Below are 18,776 nucleotides of genomic sequence, written 5' to 3'. Positions count from 1 at the left end.
TCGAAATGTGAGGTGTGAAGTGTGAAATGTGAAGTTTGATCAAATATAACAAATAAACCTTTACTATACTTGTGTCATGAAGTTCGTTTACGCCATAATCGCAAGTCTGGTCTTTGCCATCTGCGCTCATGCACAAGACAACTTCCAGCGATTCTCATTGCTGCCCTTTGGCGCCTACACCGAAGAAACCAAGATTCAGTACGGTGCTGTATTCGTCCTGTTCTTCAGGCCATTCCAAGAAGGCGAAAACATTTCTTCGATGGATTTTATTGCACGCGGAACCACGCGCGGGCAGTTCCAATTCCAGTATGCCCCGAACTTGTGGCTTTTTCAAGACCATTTGCACATTCCGGCAAAACTCAACTTGAACAAGTGGCAATACTCACTGTTTGAACGAGGTGCCCGCGGAGATTTTGACCGCATAGACGAATACAAGAGCACCTTTATCTACGGCAAGATTCCCTTCGAAATGAACTTCGGCATTTCGAACAACATTCCTCTGCGCTACGGCGTTGTATTAGAAGGTGAAGCCCGCAACAACGAACTCGGGAGCGACATTCCCAAGAATTATCAAGACGGTTTTTATTTAGGCGGCGGCTACCTTTTGGTTCTTGATAAAAAAGACAACGACAACTGGCCCACCAAAGGCTACTACGCAAGCTTCGAAGAAATCTTTTTCGGCGGCGACTTTAGCTACCACACTGAAACGTTTGACGCAAGATTCTACTCTCCCCTATTCTGGGAAACTTCCATCGCTCTTGGACTTTACGCAAAGCAGAGCCGCGGCGACAATGTTCCGCTCGGCTGCCTCGCCGGCCCCGACGGCACCAAGCGATTCCGCGGAGTAGAATCAGGAATCTGGAGCGACACGCAAGCCTTAATTTGGCAAATGGAATTCCGCCGCCCGCTCTTCTGGCGATTCGCCGGCGTTATCTTTGGCGAAGCCTTGCAATCGGCGCCCTACTTCAGCGAACTCTTTAGGCGCCAAGTGCATTACGCCGTAGGCTTCGGCGGGCGCCTCGCCTTGAACAAGAGCGAAAAGCTACATGCCCGCGGCGACCTTTCGCTTGTCGACGGCAAGCACATCGGCATTACGATTGACTTGAGAGAATCGTTCTAATTTTTATCAAAATGCATACAAAAAAGGCCGCGATTGATTCGCGGTCTTTTTCGCAAGTGTATAGATTCTTCGACTCCGGCGTTACACGCCTCCGCTCAGAATGACACAGAAACGGCTATTTGACGGAAGCGGTCAGCAGCTTTGTAATCGCGGCAACATATTCCGCCGGATTCGGAAGCGGAGAACCTTCGGCAAGTAGAGCCTGACCGTAGAGGGCCTTCGGCCAATCGCCCAGGTCTTCCTTGGCTTCGACTTTTTTCTTGAGCATCTCGCAAATCGGGTGCGTCGGGTTGATTTCCAGAATGCGCTTGCTCTTCGGCAAGTTCTTCTGGCCCATCGCCTTCATCATGCGTTCCATCTGGGCGCTCATGGCGTCTTCGCTGGTCACAAGGCAGCAGGGGCTATCCTTCAGGCGGCTAGACACGCGGACTTCCTTGATGTCTTCGTCCAAAACCTTCTGCAGGTTTTCGCAGAGGCCCTTGAAGATGCCCTTGTTAGCTTCTTCAGCCTTCTTTTCGTCTTCGGTCTTTTCGAAATCCACGTCGCCGCGGGCGATGTCGTGGAACTTCTTGTCGCCGAATTCGGTGAGGCTAGACATCATGAATTCGTCGATGCCGTCGCTCATGAGCAACACTTCGTAGCCCTTCGCCTTGAAGGCTTCGAGCATCGGGTTGCTCTTCACGGCGTTCTTGTCGCCAATGAGGTAGTAGATTTCCTTCTGGCCTTCCGGCATGCGCTTTACGTATTCGTCGAGGCCCACGAGAGCGTCGCCTTCAGTCTTGGTGCTTTCGAAACGGAGCAACTTCTTGAGTTCGTCAAGATGTTCCCAGTTCATGTAGAAGCCTTCCTTCAAGACCATGCCGAGTTCGCGCCACCAGGCGTTGTACTTGGCGGCATCCTTGTCGGCCATGTTCTGCAGGGTGTCGAGCACCTTCTTGATCACGTGCTTACGAATGTTGGTGATAATCTTGTTGTTCTGCAAGATTTCACGAGACACGTTCAGCGGCAAGTCTTCGCTATCCACCACGCCGCGCACAAAGCGGAGCCAAGGCGGCAGCAAATCCTTGCAGTCGTCCATGATAAAGACCTTCTTCACGTAGAGCTTCAGGCCATGCAAAGCGTCGTTGTGCCAGATGTTGAACGGGGCCTTCGACGGAATGTACACCAAGCTCCAGAATTCCTGCGAACCTTCGGCGTGGCTGTGGCTCCAGGCGGCCGGTTCGTCGGCTTCGTGGCTGATGACGTTGTAGAAGTCCTTGTACTGTTCGTCGGTGACTTCCTTTTCGCTCTGGCGCCAAAGGGCCTGCTTTTCGTTCAGGCGTTCTTCGGGCTTTTCTTCGATTTCGCCCTTGTCGTTCTTCGTTGCTTCGGGGTGGAAGTAGATGCCGTAGCTCACGAAGCCGCTGTACTTCTGCACGATGTCCTTAATCTTCCATTCGCTCGCGAAATCTTCGGCGTCCTCGTCGTCCTTCAGGTACAAGGTAATCTTGGTACCCACCTTGTCGCGCGGGGCTTCAGAAATCTCGAATTCGCCCGTGCCTTCGGAAGACCACATATAGCCCTGAGTTTCGCCGGCCTTAAGGGTCAACACTTCGACCTTCTTTGCGACCATGAACACGGAGTAGAAACCCACACCGAACTGGCCAATCAAATCGACGCTGCCCTTGTCGCCTTCCTTCAAATTCTTGATAAAGTTCTTGGTACCGCTACGGGCGATGGTGCCCAGGCAGTTGATCAAGTCTTCCTTGTTCATGCCGATACCGTTGTCCTCGACAACGATGCGCTTGCCTTCCTTGTTCACCGAGATATCGATGCGGAGCTGCGTGCCCTGCGGAAGCAAGTCGGCGTTCGAAAGCGAGAGGAAACGGCGCTTGTCGAGTGCGTCCGCCGCGTTTGAAACAAGTTCGCGGAGGAAGATTTCCTTGTTGCTGTAAAGGGAGTTGATCATCAAGTTCAGCATGTCGCGAACTTCAGTCTGGAATTCCATCTTCTCTGTTGCCATTTTTCTGTCCTTTGTCATCCCCGCGAAGGCGGGGATCTCCTTGATGTTTAATTTTCAAGCGGTCTAGGCCGTCAACACGTTTCAAAATGAAACAAAACAACGGTCCTGCCTTGTTTTCGCTATAGAAGATGCAAGAACCGTGCCAATAAAAGACCGTTCGGCTCTACCGAATAAACAAGAATACGAGGCGCTTGTCGCTCACAAAAGACCGTTTGGCATAAAAGAAAAAGGGGCTCGATTGAGCCCCAACATTCAAACCGCTTTCGCAACCTTACTTGATAAAGATCAGTCCGAAGATACCCACGGCCCACACGTACCAGGCGAAGTGCTGGAACTTGCCCTTCTGCAAGAAGGTCATGAGCCACTTGAGGGCGATAATGCCGAAGATGAAGGATACCAACATTCCCACCAGAAGTTCGGGGGTAAAGCTGCCGGCATCGGCACACTTCAATGCCTTTTCCGGGTCGAGGAGTGCTTTTTCCGGAGTCATGCTCTGGCACTTGATCCACTTGATGCAGTCGAGGAGAGCGGCACCGCCCACGGCAGGGATACTCATGAGGAAACTGAATTCGCCCGCGTACTTGCGGTTCACGCCCATGAACATCATGGCGCTGATGGTAGAACCGCTGCGGCTGATGCCCGGAATGCAGGCAATACCCTGTACCGTACCGGTCACGAGAGCGCGCCACCAGTTCATCTTGACGCCTTCGTTATCCGGATGCTTGGCTCCGGTAGCGCCCCACTGCGAGGTAAACAGCAACAAGCCCGTAAAGAGTTCGGCGACGCACACGGCCCGCGGATTCTCGAACAGGCCTTCGAGAGCGTCCTTGAAGCCGAGGCCGATCAAAGCCGTCGGGATGCTTGCCAGAATGATGTAGCCTGCTTCGCGCAGCTGGTCCTTGTCGCGATGGAGGCAACCCACGATGATGTCGGTAATCTTCTTGTGGAACACCACGAAGATGGAAAGCAACGTGCCGGCGTGGAGCATGATGTCGAAGAACATGCCCGCTTCGTTCATGCCTAGAAGTTCGTGGCCCAGCACGAGGTGGCCGGAGCTGGAAATGGGGAGGAATTCGGCGAGGCCCTGCAAAAGGCCGAGGATGATAGATTCAAACATAGTAGGGTAAATGTAGTAAATAGGTAACGGGCTCGGGCTACGCCCTCTAAGGTTTGAGCACGGCACTTCGTGCCTTTGAGGCTTTAATAATCGCGCCTTTGGCGCCAATTCATAGCTCAAAGCGAGTTTACGAGCAACCTCATGCCTCATACCTCACAACCTTTTACTATTTTCCATAGTATGGCTCGTAAATTCCTCCTCTGCTTTCACGATTTCAGCGTCTGGAACTACCAGAAAGTCGCCCCGATTCTTGAAGAACTCAAGGACCTGGCAGGTAGACCTTTCAGCGTGCTCGTTATTCCGGATACCGAAAAGGCCCCCTCCGACATGGTCAAGGGCTTTCGCGAAATGCTCCAGAAACTTAAAGCAGACGGATTCGAGCTCGCCCTCCACGGCTACAAGCACCAGGCCGAATTCAGCCAGGGCCGCAGCTACGCCGGCCTTATCGGAATGAACCTGACCGGTGGCGAAGCCGAATTTGCAGGCCTCAGCGAATTTGAATCGAGCAGACTTTTGCACCTGGGCCTAGACGCCTGGAAAGATTTGACTGGCGATTCCGAAAAGCCTGCCGCATTTGTCCCGCCGACCTGGTACAGCAACAAGTTCCTGCCGAGCCAAGTGCACGCCGAAAAAATGCTCTACGAAGAGCGATTCGCCCTGGTGACCGCCAAAGGCAAGCGCTACGCCTCCCCTGTCGCCAGTTTCGCAGGTATCCCCGACTTTTTGATCAAGGCCGCTTTCAAGTTCGGCGCCATCGCCCTGAAGGTTCCCGTCGGACTCCCCCGCATCGCTCTCCACCCGGTGGATTTCCCTGCCCGGACCGACAAAATCCACGATTTGATCCGCATCGCCTTGAACAGCGGGCGCAAGCTTTCGCAGTACAAAGACCTGTAAGCCAGTCATTTTTACTGCCGACTGCATAGTGCCAACAGCCCACTATTTTCCTATATTTGGGCTACTATGAGCTTAAAATTCGAAACCCCCATTACCGAAGTTCCGCTGTTCCACCAGGGCAAAGTACGCGACATGTACGACCTGGGCGACAGCTTCCTGATGGTCGCCAGCGACCGTCTTTCCGCTTTTGACGTGGTGCTCCCCACCCCGATTCCTGGTAAGGGCAAAATCCTGAACCAGCTTTCGCTGTTCTGGTTCCAGCACCTCGGCATGAAGAACCACCTCATCACCGCCGACGTGAACGAATACCCGGCCGTGCTCAAAAAGCACGCCGACTACCTCCGCGGCCGTTCCATGATCGTGAAGAAGGCCCACCGCCATTCCGTGGAATGCATCGTGCGCGGCTACATCGTGGGTTCCGGCTGGAAGGACTACCAGAAGACCGGCAAGATTTGCGGTCACGTTCTCCCTGAAGGCCTGCAGCTCTGCCAGAAGCTCGAAAAGCCGCTCTACACGCCGAGCACCAAGCCCGACGTTGGCCACGACGAAAACATCAGCTTCGAACAGACTTTCGACATCGTGGGCGAAAAGGTTGCAACGACTCTCCGCGACATGTCTTTGGACATCTACACGAAGGCCCGCGACTACGCTGCAAGCAAGGGCATTATCCTCGCCGACACCAAGTTCGAATTCGGTGAAATCGATGGCGAAACCATCCTCATCGACGAAGTGCTGACTCCGGACTCCAGCCGTTACTGGCCGGCCGACAAGTACCAGGTGGGCAAGAACCAGGAAAGCTTCGACAAGCAGTACGTTCGCGACTGGCTCGAAACTCTCGACTGGGGCAAGACCTACCCGGGTCCAGAAATCCCGGCAGATGTCGTGAAGAACACGCTCGCCAAGTACGAAGAAATCTTCGTGCGCCTCACCGGCAAGCAACCGGAACTGTAAGAGGAATGAGCTCGGGCGCTATGCGCCCTTTGAGCAATGAGCTTTGAGCAAAAAGAACCTAGTATCAACTAGGTTCTTTTTCTGTTTATCAAACAGAAGAGCGAAGCGACCTCATCGCTCACCGCTACTTTTTAATTAGCCTTAAGATTCCCTGCTTGTTGTACTCGGGGCTGTCCTTCGGGAAGGGATTCTTGGCTTCGGCGCGAAGCACGTAATGCACGCCCTCGCCGAGGTCAACTTCGGAGCCCGACTTGGCGGGAACTCCATCGCCAAATAAGGAATCGGCCGCCATCAGCAAGACTTCTTGCGGGTCATCGGCACTGGCCGCGATGCACAAATCCGGCAACACAAACGTTGCAAGACCAAGCGTATAAATCGTATCGCCCGCTTCCACAAAATTAATCCACGGATCCATCGGGTATTCACCATCACCCACTTCTTCGCGGAAGCCCACATCGGTCCAGGCAGCGCCACACTGCTGCATGTACACGCCAAGCGCACCCGCATTAAAGACCTTCAGGATTGCCATGTTCACCTGGGTCACTTCTTCGATGTTCTTGACTTCGCCGAGCAAGAACAAGAGTGACTTGTGCGCCTCGATTGCAGCCGCCGTTTCAGCAGAGATATCCTGATGTTCCTTGAAAATATCAGCAAGACCGTCCACATGTTCCTTGCGGACCACCTTGAACATCACGCTGCAACCGGGAATAATCGCAGAGGTCGCATCGGCAGCGAGAGTCACCGTTTCGGTAATGGCGAGCGGTTCGCCGACTTCTTTCGTAAGGGGAAAAGCTAGAATGAATTGAGGCATAGTTAGTTGAATGAAGAATTAAGAATGAGATGAGTCATCCTGGAGCGTAGCGACGGGATCCAGCACTGGATTCCCTCCCTTCGGTCGAGAATGACATAAGTTCTCTAACAGCATCTTTCAGTAGGTTATTTTCTCCTGGTTTCGGCAGGGCGACATTTCCTTTTTCGCTAACAGCAGCAACCAGAGTTTCTGTTGAGAACTTGGATTCATCGATGGTCGCGGCATAGCCTTCGCGGGCAAGATCGCGCCCTAGAATCACCTGTTCATACTGTCCCGGAGTCGGTACAAATACGCAACGGGCTCCAAGGACAGCCATATCCATCACGGTACTGTAGCCGCCACGCGAAATCACCCACTGCGCCGACCGCACCACAGAAGCAAACTGGTCATCTGGCAAGTGCGTGAACAAGTCCAGATTACGTTCGTTGGAACTTTTCACTCCGAGCGACGGCTTGCCAAGGATAATCGCATGGCGTCCCGGAATCTTGACGAGAGTCTCCCGTAACAGGTTTTCGAAACGCGTTCGCGCAGGTTCCACTCCCGAAATGACCGCAACAAAGCAATAGGGGCCGCGACCATTCAAACTAGCAGGCGCTTCAGCATCCATTCCGCTGAACCTCGACAACGCGCCCACGTACTTTACAGGGACCGGCGCATTTGCCACATGCGAAAGCGCGCCCGCATACCCCGGAAATTCAGGCAAATCAGGCACCCAGACCTCATCAAAGCGCTTCATCACCGAAGCATGCCAAAGCATTCCAAGCGGCTCAAACGCCGACAGCACACGAGGAAAGGCAATTCGCCGCTGGTGCGTCATATAAATTGACTTTGCGTTCCGGCTATAGAAACCAAAACGGTTATCGGACACCAGAACATCGTAATGGAAACGCTTCACCATTTCCTCGGCAATACGATGCTCATAGTTCATCACCGTCCGCAAGTGGGCTCCATTCTTTACGAGCCAGAGTCCCATATTGTAGCCATGCTTCGGGTACACGATGTTGTATGAGGGCACCAACCGTTGACGAAGTTCCGGGAAAATACCACGCAAGAGTCCCGCATTAGACCGCACCACGGCAAGTTCAACTTCGGCGCCCTGGTTCAGGAACTCCCGAACCACAGGCACGCAACGAGTCGCATGCCCCAGTCCCCAGTCAAGTGGCGCCACTAGAACTTTCAACGAGTCGCCTCCAGCCAAGCATTCGCCCAATCGCCGTGGTCAAAGTCCTTGTCATGCTTATCGCCTTCGTCCAAGCGGAGTTCCAGCACATGAACGCCAGTGACATCAACCACGATTGTCTGCTTTTCGGTCGAATACATGCGTTTGCTGCGGAACAACTCGCGGTTGTCGCCCAACACAATGAACGAAGCCCCATCGCCACCGACGCTTTCGTCATCGAGACCAATGGTCGCATGGAACTTGTTGAACGAACGCGGGAGCGCAAATTTCATGAACGACGGCGCATGAGACCCGATTCCGTAACGGAACACTTCCTTGTCAATCGTAATCTTGCGGTGTTCGACTGTCGCATTCTTTTGCGGCTGTCCCCAGGCCTGTTCAAAGCTTTCCATCTTGAGTTCCGACAACAACATCACCTCGGGCGATTCCACAAAGAAATCCTTCTTGAGCGCAAGCGTGTCAGAATCCGGCATTAGGCATTCGAATGTCACGCGGTTCATGCCCGCCATGATCTTTGTCGAATCCAACAACAGCGTATCCGTGTTCAGCGAAAGCATCAATTCTTCTTGCAGTTCGCCATTCAAGGAATAATTGCAAGTGATTGTTTCGGGGAATCGCTTGTTCACGACCATGGCATTGTTTTCCATGTCGCTCACAAAGAAATTCTGCAAGTAAGTCGACACGCCCTTCTTTGCCGTAATCTTGTACATGGCAAGCGGGTAACCGAACAGCTTGGGTTCAATCAACACACGTTCGCTCTTGTAGTCTTTCAAGATTTCATCGACCTGGTCGGTCGTCTTGAAGCCCACCACGCGAGACTTGCGGTTGAGTTCGCCATAGCCGTCCTGGCCACGCACCATGTAAATGTTTCCGCCCGAAACCTGCTGCCACTTGGCAAAGGTTTCGTTATCCCAGCTCATAAAGGAACGTTCACTGAACGAACTGTGTCCCGAAGCAAGCATCTGCCAAGGGCGAGCATAAATAAAGATGGAATTTTTCGGGTAGCTTTCAAGAGCCTTGTCGAGGTAGTCTTCTTCGCCCAACAGTTTATTCTTGTAATAGAGCATGTTGTGGCGGTAACTATCTCCATGATAAATCATCAGTCCGACCGAGAGGGCTGTTGCGACAGCCAGAACAATCTTGCCGGCCGCCTCGGGCTTCATCTTGGTCGAAAATTCAAGCGCATCGTAAAGGCCAAGCGCCATAATCAAGGCAAACAGCGGGAGCGCCACCAGCACGTAACGCTGGTTAATATCGATCGTAAACGTACCCGACACGTTCAAAAGAATCACGAAAATCTGCAGGCAGAACGTGATCCCAAGCAAAGCACCGCGCCAGTACCTGCGGGAATAAATCAAGCGGAACAGGAGCCAAGCCGTAGCGGCTAGCAGAATAACGGTAAAGGTGGTATAGAACGGATTCTGCATGATGCCGCCAAAAGACGGATCCTGGTCCAGGTTCATCATGACTTCGATATTCGTCTTCAAATTAAACCAGAAGTTTTCAAGCGAATGCGCCGCATGTTCGCCCCCCTGGAAATCGTAACCACGGTAAGCAGCCATGGTATTCACCGAAGGCCAGCTCACGGCAATCACGGACGCCACAAACAGCGGAAGCCTATGCGGTTTTTCAAAGAAATACTTGTAGTAGTAAAGGGCAAACGGAATAAACGCAAACACCGTTTCTTGCCTAGTCTGGGCAAAGAATCCAAGCAGAGGAACAGTCAAGAGGAAATGTTTCCAGTTCACCTTGTTTGCCGGCACAAAGGCATACCACGCCATGAGAACCGCAAGCAAGAATATGTACAGCACTTCGGTCGAGGCGGACCGCGCCTGCAAAAGATAAATCGGCATGCCGCCCAAGAAGGCCGTCGCTGCTAGAGCCGTCCATTCGTTCTTGAACCACTTGGAAAGCGCAAAAAAGAAGAACAGCAGGCTAAGCAAATAGAACGGAAAGTTGACCAACAGGGCTGTATCGCGGTTGGGTTCCATAAAGTTGAACACAAGCGAATACACAAAACCCAGCGCCTTGCCCTTGAAGTTGTTCACTTCGGTTTTGCAATCCAGCACCCCGTTTTCCCAAATGCCCTCGTTACAGACGCCACCCGTGTGGTCAAAGAACATCTGGAGACCCATGGATTCCCAGCTCGTTTCATCGCTGAGCACGCGGTGCGTGTTGCTGATGTTTCCGAACATGAACACCGAAAACACGAGCGCAATCCCCGCAAAGGCACAAATGCTCTTGCCCGAAGGCCTAAAGCTTTTCCAGCCCCGCGCGACAACAGGGAAATTGACGACAATGCCCACGACCAGCAAAATGAAGGTCGAAAGAATGGAGTAATAGCCCCAGTCAATATCCCAGCGACGGGCATACGAAACGGTTAAGTTATTGAATATAAGGAATGCGACTACCAGAACGGCAAGCGTAATTCCAATAACAACAAAATGCCTGCGGCCAATGCCCAGACGTTCAAGAATATTATTCATACCGAGAAATATAGAAAGAGGCTACGAGGTCTCAGGTATGAGCTCGGGGCTTTCGCCCCTTTGAGCCATAATAATCGAGCCACAGGCGCCAAATTTTAAAACACACTCCTCAAAGCGAGTTTTCGAGCGTCCTCAAACCTCAGAACGGCGCCTAGCGCAGCCGCACCTACACATTCACGTACTTGGCCATGAACTCGTCAACCGGCAGCGGTTTCGAGTAGTAGAACCCCTGCAAACTCTTGACCTTGAATCGCAGCAGGAATTCTCGCATTTCGGGCGTTTCGATACCTTCTGCAGTTACCGACGACGAGAAGGAATCCGCCAGTTCCGAAATAAAACGAACAGTCTTCTGGTCAGAAGTATCCTGTTCGATATTCATGACAAAGCTGCGGTCGATTTTCACCGTAGTCACCGGCAGTTCACGCAACACGCCAATAGAGCTGAAGCCGGTACCGAAGTCATCGAGCGCCACCTTGACACCCTTATTGCGCAGCCGCGTAAAGATGTCTTTAAGAAGAGCCATGTCCAAAAGGCGGCAACGCTCCGTAATTTCCAGGCACAGGTTCTGCGGCGGGAACGATTTCTCTTCCAGAATAGAAAGTACGCTTTCTACAAAATTCGGCTTTTCTAGCTGGGTGTACGAAAGGTTTACGTTGATTACAAAGCCTGGATTCGATTCAAGGAATACTTTAGCATCCTTGATTGCAGTCCTTAGAATCCACTTACCCAGTTCCGGGAACAAATTATCTTGTTCCAAAATATCGACAAATTCTACCGGAGGTACAACGCCGTACTCCTCATTTTTCCAACGGATCAAGGCCTCGGCGCCAATAATCTTTTCGCTGTTGGCGTCCACAATCGGCTGGTAGCACAAGTAGAACCCATCGCAATGATTCACGATGCTATTGCGAATCACATTGATACGCTCGATGGCGAAACGCTTGTCGTCGTTTACGTCGTTCTTAAGAATATACAACTCACCCAAGTGATTATTCTTGGATTCGTAATAGGCAAAGCGCAGGCAAGAATAAACGGTTTCTACGCTGACATCGAACTTTTCGAGGTTGATGGCACCTGCGACAAACGAAAGAACTACGCGAGTTCCATCCACATTAAAATCATGAAGGGAATTGTACTGGATACGTTTGTACAGGTTTTTCAGGTCTTCAACAGAGGCTTTCTGGCAGACAATAGCAAACTTGGTTCCATCCATTCGGTACCAGTCGCCTATGCCATGGGCTTCGACCTTGATCATCTTTGAAAATTCCTGGAGCACGCGGTTTCCGAACGTGTAGCCGTAAATTTCATTCAGGCGAGAAAAATCATTAATGCCCAAAATCATCACCTGCAGGCTTTTACCACGCCAACTCGTCGACTGCATGTCTTCCAAAAAACCATAAAGGCTTCTCATGTTGGAAACATCGTCATAATAGCTTAGGGTGTCATTGTTCTTGATCATTCCGCCAAAGTAGTTCGGGTTTCCGTGTTCGTCACGGAGCAGAACACCTCGACAGGTGCAAACAATGTAACGGCCACTTTTTGTCAACACGCGATACTGAAGATTATGTTCGTTCATCTGGCCGGACATGACCTTGTCAATATTTTCTTTATAGGCGGCGCGATCATCCGGGTGGATTTTTTCCATCCAGGCATAAGCTACCCCCTGCATATATTCGTCAGGTAAGCCAAAATAGTGAACAGCCTCTTTAGACCAGCGGGTCCAATCTGTTCTCATATCGGTGACATAGATGTATGCCCCATTCGCAAGTACCGAAAAAGCCTCATACAAGGAATCAATTTTCGCTTTGACAACGCTATCCATCATTTTCTCCTTCAGACACCACAACGCAGTTCTTGCCGTTTTTCTTGGCTCTATAAAGAGCCTTGTCAACGCGAACGATTGCGGCATCAGCGCTTTCGCCCTTCCGAAGTTCAATTACACCTGCACTCACGGAACGACGTCCAGCTTTTTCAAATGTAATATCATTGAACGCGACACGCACCCTATCAGCAAAATCTATAGCCGTTTTTAACGAAGAATCCTGCAAAAGCACCATGAATTCTTCGCCACCCCAACGGCCAATGGGAGATTTTACATTCAGAATCACAGGAACAGGCTGTAAAAAGTCTCCACCATGAAGTTCGTATTCCTTTGCACACATGCCTTCAAAATCAGTCATATTAAAGCCAGCCGCATCGACCCCGGATACTCCGGTTTCATCGGCGACTCTTCTCAAAAGACGGCTGATTTCTTGAATAACGTTATCACCTTCCTTGTGGCCCCAGGTATCATTAATTTGTTTGAAATTGTCGATATCGAACATTACAAGGCAGGCAGGTCGTCCTGACGTCACGCACTGGGTAATTCGGCGTTGAATTTCGCCACGGTTAAACACCTCCGCCAAGGAATCCGTAATAGAGGTCAACTGCAGTTTCGCGTAAGTTTCGGCTTGCTCCTGTGCCGTCACATCGATAAAAGTCGCCAGACGGTTGATCATGGAAACCTTGCCCGAAAAAGCCTCCTCGGGCATTTCGAAATCATAACGTTCCCCGCCCTTGCCTTCGCGCATTCCTGCAATCACAAGAGTCGCATTGTGCTGGTTCACGCAACAGCCCGTGCGCAAGAATTCGCTAGAGGAATAAAAACCCGAAGTAAACGCAATGCTCTGCAGCGGGAGCGTTTCACTACTGATTTCTTCTTTGCCCCAAAAGATTCGACGTACTACACAAGAAAACACCTTGATTATTTCAGGGCTAAACACCCCTATATTACGGCCGTCTTTTCGGACACTTGCAAGAATTGTCCACGGGTCGCCATAAGCAAGGCGCACCTTCACGCCTTCTTTGATATCCGACGACATGACTACGGAACCATCTTCGTTACAGGCTACCGGAGCACGCATGATGTCAATTCCATTGCGCTTGTAGAACAACGGGAATTCCAGCGTGTTGTAAATGAAGTGTTCGTCATTCTGGATATTCAAATAGCGGTGATAGATTTCATAAGCGGGCTCGCCATTCAGTTCATACAGCACCGGCCCCTTCGCTTTTGTCACTACAAATTCACGACCAAGGGGTTTCCAGCCAATCACATGGGTGGTATGGACAAAGAAGTCTTCGCCCCCCATCAAAAGGACTAGGACTCCCTTTCCTGAATACCCGCCCACATTCGAAAACACGCATGTTTCCGTACTTGTCAAGTTCGGATTAATGGCGCCACCGCCAAAAATCGCAATCGAGGGGTCCACATCCTTGAACGCATCGCAAAACGGTGTCATAGAAACACCAAGAGTCGTCAGCTGCAGTTCAACCGCCTTCACCCACGGATTCGCCTTGATTTCTTCTTTAATACTGCCAACCACATCAACGGCATTGTCCGCATCCATCGTATACTGCAGCAATTTTAGCTGAGTCGTAGGGTATTCAAAAATCGTACAGACAACGGAAATTTCGGCATTTGATATATGCCCATCCACAATGTTGCCAGCCGTGGAACAACCCATGTAAATGGAATCCGGAAAATTCTGCGAAATGACGTCACAAACCAGGTCTATTTGCCCACGATCCATGGAGTTCGAATAAATCTGGAATACCACATGAGAAAACACTCGTGATTTACACCAGAGACTAATCTTGTCAAGGTCGCGTTTTAACGTAGTGATACTGTGGTAATCGAACTGGAATTGTTTCATGTCTCTGAGATATCCCTATAATATGTATCAATATAGAAGATACTACAAAGAAGTGCATTACGTTCGAAAAAAGTTACCCTATTTACTCCAAATTGGAATATTTGTGGTAAAAGTGACTAAATCACGAATTTTTGGATAATTTCGGCAATTCCGCCGTGGTTGTTGTCCGCTTTTGTGACATAGTCGGCCACCGATTTAGCCACATCGGAAGCGTTCGCCATGGCAATTCCTACACCTGCGGCCTCGATCATGGGGCAGTCGTTTTCTTCGTCGCCCACGGCGATGGTATCCGAAAGCGGGACCTTGTAAAAATCGGCCATAAAACGCACCGCATCTCCCTTGTTGGACTGCATGTGCGAAAATTCGAGCATTTCGGGCTTGCTGAACACGTCAAAGAGCTTGCCCGCCGTGGTCTTGCGCATCTCGGCGCGAAAATCGAGCAGACTATCGTGATTAAACGGCGTAATGATATTCACCTTGATGGGAGGCTTTACCACCACATTGATAAAATCACCGTAGTAGTCGCGAATATCCTTGACAACCACGTAGTCCATCTTCATCAGCCGGCAATATGTCTTGAGCTGTTCGGTTTCGTATTCCGAAACTACCAGATCGCCCGAGTACGTGTGCGCGTGCATGCCCGCCTTGTGGGCCGCATCCATAATGAATTTGACCGATTCTACCGGAATGTAGCGCGTCAAGATGGACTGTTCGGTGGCGTAGTCATAAATGAGGCCGCCGTTGAAACTCACCAGGAAAAAGCCCGGCTTGTCGAAGCCGTACTTTTGCGCCAATTGCTTTGCGCTCGTGAGCGGACGCCCGGTGCAGAGCACCAGCTTGTGCCCGCGTGCAAGCATTCCCTCGATGGCTTTCATGTCCACATCGAGAATCTGCTTGTCGTCGGTCAGGAGCGTACCGTCAAGGTCGGTGAAAAGGAGTTTCATGCGTAGAATATAGTAATTCAGAATTCGGATTTCAGAATTCGGGACAACCATTGGTAGAGCCTAGAGAAGAAAGGATTGTTCTAAGTTCCCACCTAAGTGCTAAAGCACTAAGTGGCCAAAGGTAAGTTCTAAGTTCTAAGTTCTAAGCTCTTTTTCTATATTCACCAGTATGAGAATCGATGAATTTTTAAGCGAAGCAAGTTCCGTAGCCATTTTCGGGCACGTGCGCCCGGACGGCGACTGCGTGGGTTCTACCACCGGCATCTACAACTACATCAAGGATAACTACCCCACCATTCAGGCGGACTTGTTCCTTGAAGAATTCCCCGACAGCTACAAGATTTTGCGCGGGGCAAGCGATGCCCGCTCCACATGGACGGCCGAGTGTAACAGCGGCAAGCCCTACGACCTCGTCTTCCTCATGGACACCCCGAGCTTTGAACGCGTGGGCGCGAACGGCGCCGAATGCATCAAGTCAGCCAAGAAAAACATCAACATCGACCACCATATTAGCAACCCGCTGAACCTTTGCACCCTGAACCTCGTGGAGCCCGAAGCAAGTTCTGCAAGCGAGGTTCTATACGTAAACCTCGACAAGGCTAAAATCAGCCGCGACACCGCCAGTTCCCTTTACCTCGGCATTGTACACGATACGGGAGCCTTCAAGTACAGCTGCACCGGCAAGCGCACCATGCAGGTGGTGGGTGACTTGATTGAAGCTGGCGTCGACTTCGCAAAAATCGTGAACGAGACTTACTACACCCGCACCTACAAGCAGACGCTCATTACGGGCTATGCCATGCAGCAGAGCAAGCTGGGCTTGGGCGGTAAAGTCGTTTACAGCTACATTACGCCCGAAGACATGGAACGATTCGGAGTCACGCCCGTGGAACTTTCCACCACCATCGACACCATCCGCGAAGTCGGCGGCACCGAAGTGGCCTTGCTTTTGTATCCCGTAAACGGGAAGTACAAAATCAGCCTGCGCAGCAACTATGTAGTCGATGTAAACGCCATCGCAAAAGAATTCGGCGGAGGCGGCCACACCCGTGCCGCCGGCGGCGATACAAATGACGCCCCCGAAGTCGCGATTGAAAAAATCCTGAAGTTGATAGAAAAACAGCTTTAAACCAAGAACAGCGCCACGGCCAAGAGTACGAACACGCAGCCGCTGAACCAGTTGAGGTTGCGGTTCGCTTTCGGGCTATTCAGCAGGAACTTCTTGACGGCGCCAGCCAACAGGGCGACCGAACCGAACACGATCATGGTCGCCACAATGAATTCTGCGCCAAAGATAGCTGTCTGCAAGCTCGGGTGAATCGGGCGGTCCAGGCGCACGGCCGGCGGTATAAACGAAAGCATGAACAGAATCACCTTCGGATTCGAAAGGTTCATGATGATGCCGCGAAGATAAAGCTTGCGGGCAGAAGGATGGCCGACATCGCTGGGCTTATGATTTTCATCATCTATAGCCACGTTTCCGGCGCGAACTTGAAAACTCCGGTACGCCAAATACAGCAGGTATGCAGCACCGAGACATTGCATCACAAAGAACGCCGTCGGGCTTGCGGCAACCAGCGCCGAAACCCCCGCAACCAGCAGCCCCGTCTGCACCATGATTCCCGTGCAAAGCCCCAAAATCACGCAAAAACCGGCTCGGGCGCCGTGGGCAGCACTTTGGGCAAGTACGAATAAATTATCTGGCCCGGGGGCAATTCCCACGACAAGCGCTGCAATAAAGAATTCAAGCATGATTAGTAGACGGTAGGAAGTAGACAGTAGACAGGAAACTGTTGAACGCTACAATTTTTCCAAGAAGCTGTCGACATCGAGTTCGTCGAGGTCTTTTTGCAAATCGGCAAGAACATCGTCCGAAATAACCGCCGGTTGCACCTTTTCTGCATCGTTAGATGCCATGGCGCCAGCGATTTTTTCGGCCACATTTTCAAATTCCGACGGAGCAGAACCCGCACGCGGGCTTGGCAGGTTTTCGCCTTTTTCAGTACGTTCTTCGGCCAAGGCTTCGGAGGCATCCACCATCTTCTTGAGGGCTTCGGCCACTGCGCCCATGGCACCGCCGTTGCTGACAACGGCGTCGATTGCGCGGCTGAGTTTCTTGCGGAGTCCGGCAAATTCGTCGCGATCCAGTTCTGCGACTTCGCCATGGTAATACATCAAGGGAGTCTTGCAGCGGGCGCAGCAAAACACCATCATGTTGGCGCCATCACCTTGAATCTGGGCGTCGAAAGATGTACCGCAATGGGGGCAGTCGATATGAAATTCGCTCATGTTCCCTAATTTAGAAAATGCGGGCGCATTCGTGTACCTGGCTAAAGCCAAAAAACAAACAAAAAATTATTTTTTAAGAGAAAAAGTTTAACAACCAACCAACAATTCCGAATTCTGAATTCCGAATTACGATTTTTATATGCTTTGTCAGTGGCTTTATCATTTAACGAATATCGATCTTTTTGATGGCCGTCTGTTCCGCGCTGGTACAGCAGCCATGCTCTCTATCATCCTCGTCATGACCTTCATGCCGATCTACATTCGAAAGCTCCAGAGCCTTGATGCAACTTCCGACTTCGATAAAGATGGAAAATCCAAGTCTCCCCCGATTATGGGCGGACTTCTCCTTGTCATTGTGGTAGAAATCGTGTCGCTCCTAGTATGCAAGATGAACGGCTACACCATTTCGACTCTGATTGTGCTTGCCGCGTTTTCTGCCGTGGGTGCCATCGACGACATCGCCAAAGTCAAGGCCAAGCGCCTGATCAAGCTCGGCAAACTCAAGGCCGCCGACTACATGGACAAGGCCGACGGTATTTCCAGCAGCCTTAGACTTTTCCTCTATTTCTTGTTTAGCCTGGTCGTTGCCATTTTCTGCTACAAGTTCATCCCCGAACTCAAGGCCGACCTGACGATACCCTTCTGCCCCATCGATGTGTTCCAGATTCACCTGCCCAATTGGGTTTTCGTGGGTTTCATGACCTTTGTAATCGCCGCCTCAGCCAACGGGACCAATTTTACCGACGGTCTCGACAGCCTTGTTTCTGTACCGATTCTTTCAAGCATGATTTTCGTTGGACTCGTGGCCTACGTGAGCGGCAACTTTATCTTTAGCCAGTACCTGAGCGTTCCGTACCTGCCCGGCTGCGACGAACTATTCCCGCTTGCGATGTCGATTGCGGGTGCACTCCTCGCCTACTTGTGGTTCAACAGCCCTCCGGCCGAAATCTACATGGGTGACGCCGGCTCCGTAGGCTTTGGAGCCGCGATTGGCATTATGTTCATTCTGGTGCAGGCTGGGCTTTTCCTCCCCATTGTATGCATCATCATCATTGCCGAAGCATGCTCCGTGTTGCTCCAGATTAGCTGGTTCAAGTTCACCAAGAAAACCACCGGCGAAGGCAAGCGCATCTTCCTTTGTGCGCCTCTCCACCACCACTACCAAAAGAAGTGGGAAGGCCGCTTCCCGAGCAAGCCGCTCATGAATTCCAAGATCGTGTGGCGCATGCACCTCATCAGCATCTTCGCACTCATCGTAAGCATGGTGATTTTCTTCGGCATTAGGTAGAA

The 18,776-nt window shown here is 51.3% G+C and carries 15 protein-coding genes; 5 read left to right on the top strand and 10 right to left on the bottom strand.

What is annotated here, in order from left to right; translation table 11 throughout:
• Positions 1-76: 76 nt before the first annotated feature.
• A complete protein-coding gene (locus B7988_RS07270; RefSeq protein WP_088657400.1) occupies positions 77-1,120 on the top strand; it encodes a BamA/TamA family outer membrane protein in 1,044 nt (347 codons plus the stop codon).
• Between the two features lie 115 nt (positions 1,121-1,235).
• Here B7988_RS07270 and htpG read toward each other — a convergent pair whose 3' ends face one another.
• Positions 1,236-3,122 (bottom strand): molecular chaperone HtpG, encoded by a 1,887-nt coding sequence (gene htpG, locus B7988_RS07265; RefSeq protein ID WP_088657446.1) that lies wholly within the window; start codon positions 3,120-3,122, stop codon positions 1,236-1,238.
• Positions 3,123-3,393: 271 nt separating this feature from the next.
• Complete coding sequence (locus B7988_RS07260) at positions 3,394-4,239, bottom strand: undecaprenyl-diphosphate phosphatase (RefSeq protein ID WP_088657399.1); 846 nt, start codon at positions 4,237-4,239, stop codon at positions 3,394-3,396.
• 180 nt (positions 4,240-4,419) lie between these two features.
• Between B7988_RS07260 and B7988_RS07255 the strand changes: the two genes are divergently transcribed.
• Positions 4,420-5,133, top strand: a complete 714-nt coding sequence (locus B7988_RS07255) for a polysaccharide deacetylase family protein (RefSeq protein WP_088657398.1) — start codon at positions 4,420-4,422, stop codon at positions 5,131-5,133.
• A gap of 66 nt (positions 5,134-5,199) precedes the next feature.
• Positions 5,200-6,084, top strand: coding sequence for a phosphoribosylaminoimidazolesuccinocarboxamide synthase (locus B7988_RS07250; protein WP_073055694.1), 885 nt, complete (start codon positions 5,200-5,202; stop codon positions 6,082-6,084).
• Between the two features lie 124 nt (positions 6,085-6,208).
• Here the strand turns inward: B7988_RS07250 and B7988_RS07245 are convergent, their stop codons facing one another.
• From B7988_RS07245 to B7988_RS07220, 6 genes are all read right to left on the bottom strand, one after another.
• Complete coding sequence (locus B7988_RS07245) at positions 6,209-6,895, bottom strand: hypothetical protein (protein ID WP_088657397.1); 687 nt, start codon at positions 6,893-6,895, stop codon at positions 6,209-6,211.
• A gap of 34 nt (positions 6,896-6,929) precedes the next feature.
• On the bottom strand, positions 6,930-8,075 hold the full coding sequence (locus B7988_RS07240; RefSeq protein ID WP_088657396.1) for a glycosyltransferase: 1,146 nt from the start codon (positions 8,073-8,075) through the stop codon (positions 6,930-6,932).
• Entirely contained in the window at positions 8,072-10,561 is a 2,490-nt protein-coding gene (locus B7988_RS07235; RefSeq protein WP_088657395.1) for an NPCBM/NEW2 domain-containing protein, read from the bottom strand. Before B7988_RS07235 ends, B7988_RS07240 begins: the two co-directional genes overlap by 4 nt.
• A 166-nt stretch (positions 10,562-10,727) precedes the next feature.
• Positions 10,728-12,386 carry an EAL domain-containing protein gene (locus B7988_RS07230; RefSeq protein WP_170930574.1) on the bottom strand — a complete coding sequence of 553 codons (1,659 nt, stop codon included), beginning with the start codon at positions 12,384-12,386 and terminating at the stop codon, positions 10,728-10,730.
• Positions 12,376-14,253, bottom strand: a complete 1,878-nt coding sequence (locus B7988_RS07225; RefSeq protein WP_088657393.1) for a diguanylate cyclase — start codon at positions 14,251-14,253, stop codon at positions 12,376-12,378. Before B7988_RS07225 ends, B7988_RS07230 begins: the two co-directional genes overlap by 11 nt.
• 116 nt (positions 14,254-14,369) lie before the next feature.
• Entirely contained in the window at positions 14,370-15,197 is an 828-nt protein-coding gene (locus tag B7988_RS07220; protein WP_088657392.1) for an HAD family hydrolase, read from the bottom strand.
• 169 nt (positions 15,198-15,366) lie between these two features.
• On the opposite strand from B7988_RS07220, the gene B7988_RS07215 reads away from it, so the two are divergent.
• Positions 15,367-16,326, top strand: a complete 960-nt coding sequence (locus B7988_RS07215; RefSeq protein WP_088657391.1) for a bifunctional oligoribonuclease/PAP phosphatase NrnA — start codon at positions 15,367-15,369, stop codon at positions 16,324-16,326.
• Here the strand turns inward: B7988_RS07215 and B7988_RS07210 are convergent.
• Together B7988_RS07210 and B7988_RS07205 are read right to left on the bottom strand one after the other, a co-directional pair.
• Positions 16,323-16,949, bottom strand: coding sequence for a LysE family translocator (locus B7988_RS07210; RefSeq protein ID WP_088657390.1), 627 nt, complete (start codon positions 16,947-16,949; stop codon positions 16,323-16,325). The two genes, B7988_RS07215 and B7988_RS07210, sit on opposite strands and share 4 nt — an antisense overlap.
• A gap of 48 nt (positions 16,950-16,997) precedes the next feature.
• Positions 16,998-17,486: a hypothetical protein gene (locus B7988_RS07205; RefSeq protein ID WP_088657389.1), complete on the bottom strand. Its 489-nt coding sequence runs from the start codon at positions 17,484-17,486 to the stop codon at positions 16,998-17,000.
• 139 nt (positions 17,487-17,625) lie between these two features.
• On the opposite strand from B7988_RS07205, the gene mraY reads away from it, so the two are divergent.
• Entirely contained in the window at positions 17,626-18,774 is a 1,149-nt protein-coding gene (gene mraY, locus B7988_RS07200) for a phospho-N-acetylmuramoyl-pentapeptide-transferase (protein WP_088657388.1), read from the top strand.
• Positions 18,775-18,776 lie beyond the last annotated feature (2 nt).

This window comes from Fibrobacter sp. UWB1 (assembly GCF_002210325.1).
Taxonomy (GTDB): domain Bacteria; phylum Fibrobacterota; class Fibrobacteria; order Fibrobacterales; family Fibrobacteraceae; genus Fibrobacter.
This window is presented reverse-complemented; position numbering and strand designations above follow the sequence as displayed.

Bases quoted from the DNA above. Each gene is read 5' to 3' on its own strand.
- B7988_RS07270 (WP_088657400.1), top strand. From the start codon at position 77: ATGAAGTTCGTTTACGCCATAATCGCAAGTCTGGTCTTTGCCATCTGC.
- htpG (WP_088657446.1), bottom strand. From the start codon at position 3,122: ATGGCAACAGAGAAGATGGAATTCCAGACTGAAGTTCGCGACATGCTG.
- B7988_RS07260 (WP_088657399.1), bottom strand. From the start codon at position 4,239: ATGTTTGAATCTATCATCCTCGGCCTTTTGCAGGGCCTCGCCGAATTC.
- B7988_RS07255 (WP_088657398.1), top strand. From the start codon at position 4,420: ATGGCTCGTAAATTCCTCCTCTGCTTTCACGATTTCAGCGTCTGGAAC.
- B7988_RS07250 (WP_073055694.1), top strand. From the start codon at position 5,200: ATGAGCTTAAAATTCGAAACCCCCATTACCGAAGTTCCGCTGTTCCAC.
- B7988_RS07245 (WP_088657397.1), bottom strand. From the start codon at position 6,895: ATGCCTCAATTCATTCTAGCTTTTCCCCTTACGAAAGAAGTCGGCGAA.
- B7988_RS07235 (WP_088657395.1), bottom strand. From the start codon at position 10,561: ATGAATAATATTCTTGAACGTCTGGGCATTGGCCGCAGGCATTTTGTT.
- B7988_RS07230 (WP_170930574.1), bottom strand. From the start codon at position 12,386: ATGATGGATAGCGTTGTCAAAGCGAAAATTGATTCCTTGTATGAGGCT.
- B7988_RS07225 (WP_088657393.1), bottom strand. From the start codon at position 14,253: ATGAAACAATTCCAGTTCGATTACCACAGTATCACTACGTTAAAACGC.
- B7988_RS07220 (WP_088657392.1), bottom strand. From the start codon at position 15,197: ATGAAACTCCTTTTCACCGACCTTGACGGTACGCTCCTGACCGACGAC.
- B7988_RS07215 (WP_088657391.1), top strand. From the start codon at position 15,367: ATGAGAATCGATGAATTTTTAAGCGAAGCAAGTTCCGTAGCCATTTTC.
- B7988_RS07210 (WP_088657390.1), bottom strand. From the start codon at position 16,949: ATGCTTGAATTCTTTATTGCAGCGCTTGTCGTGGGAATTGCCCCCGGG.
- B7988_RS07205 (WP_088657389.1), bottom strand. From the start codon at position 17,486: ATGAGCGAATTTCATATCGACTGCCCCCATTGCGGTACATCTTTCGAC.
- mraY (WP_088657388.1), top strand. From the start codon at position 17,626: ATGCTTTGTCAGTGGCTTTATCATTTAACGAATATCGATCTTTTTGAT.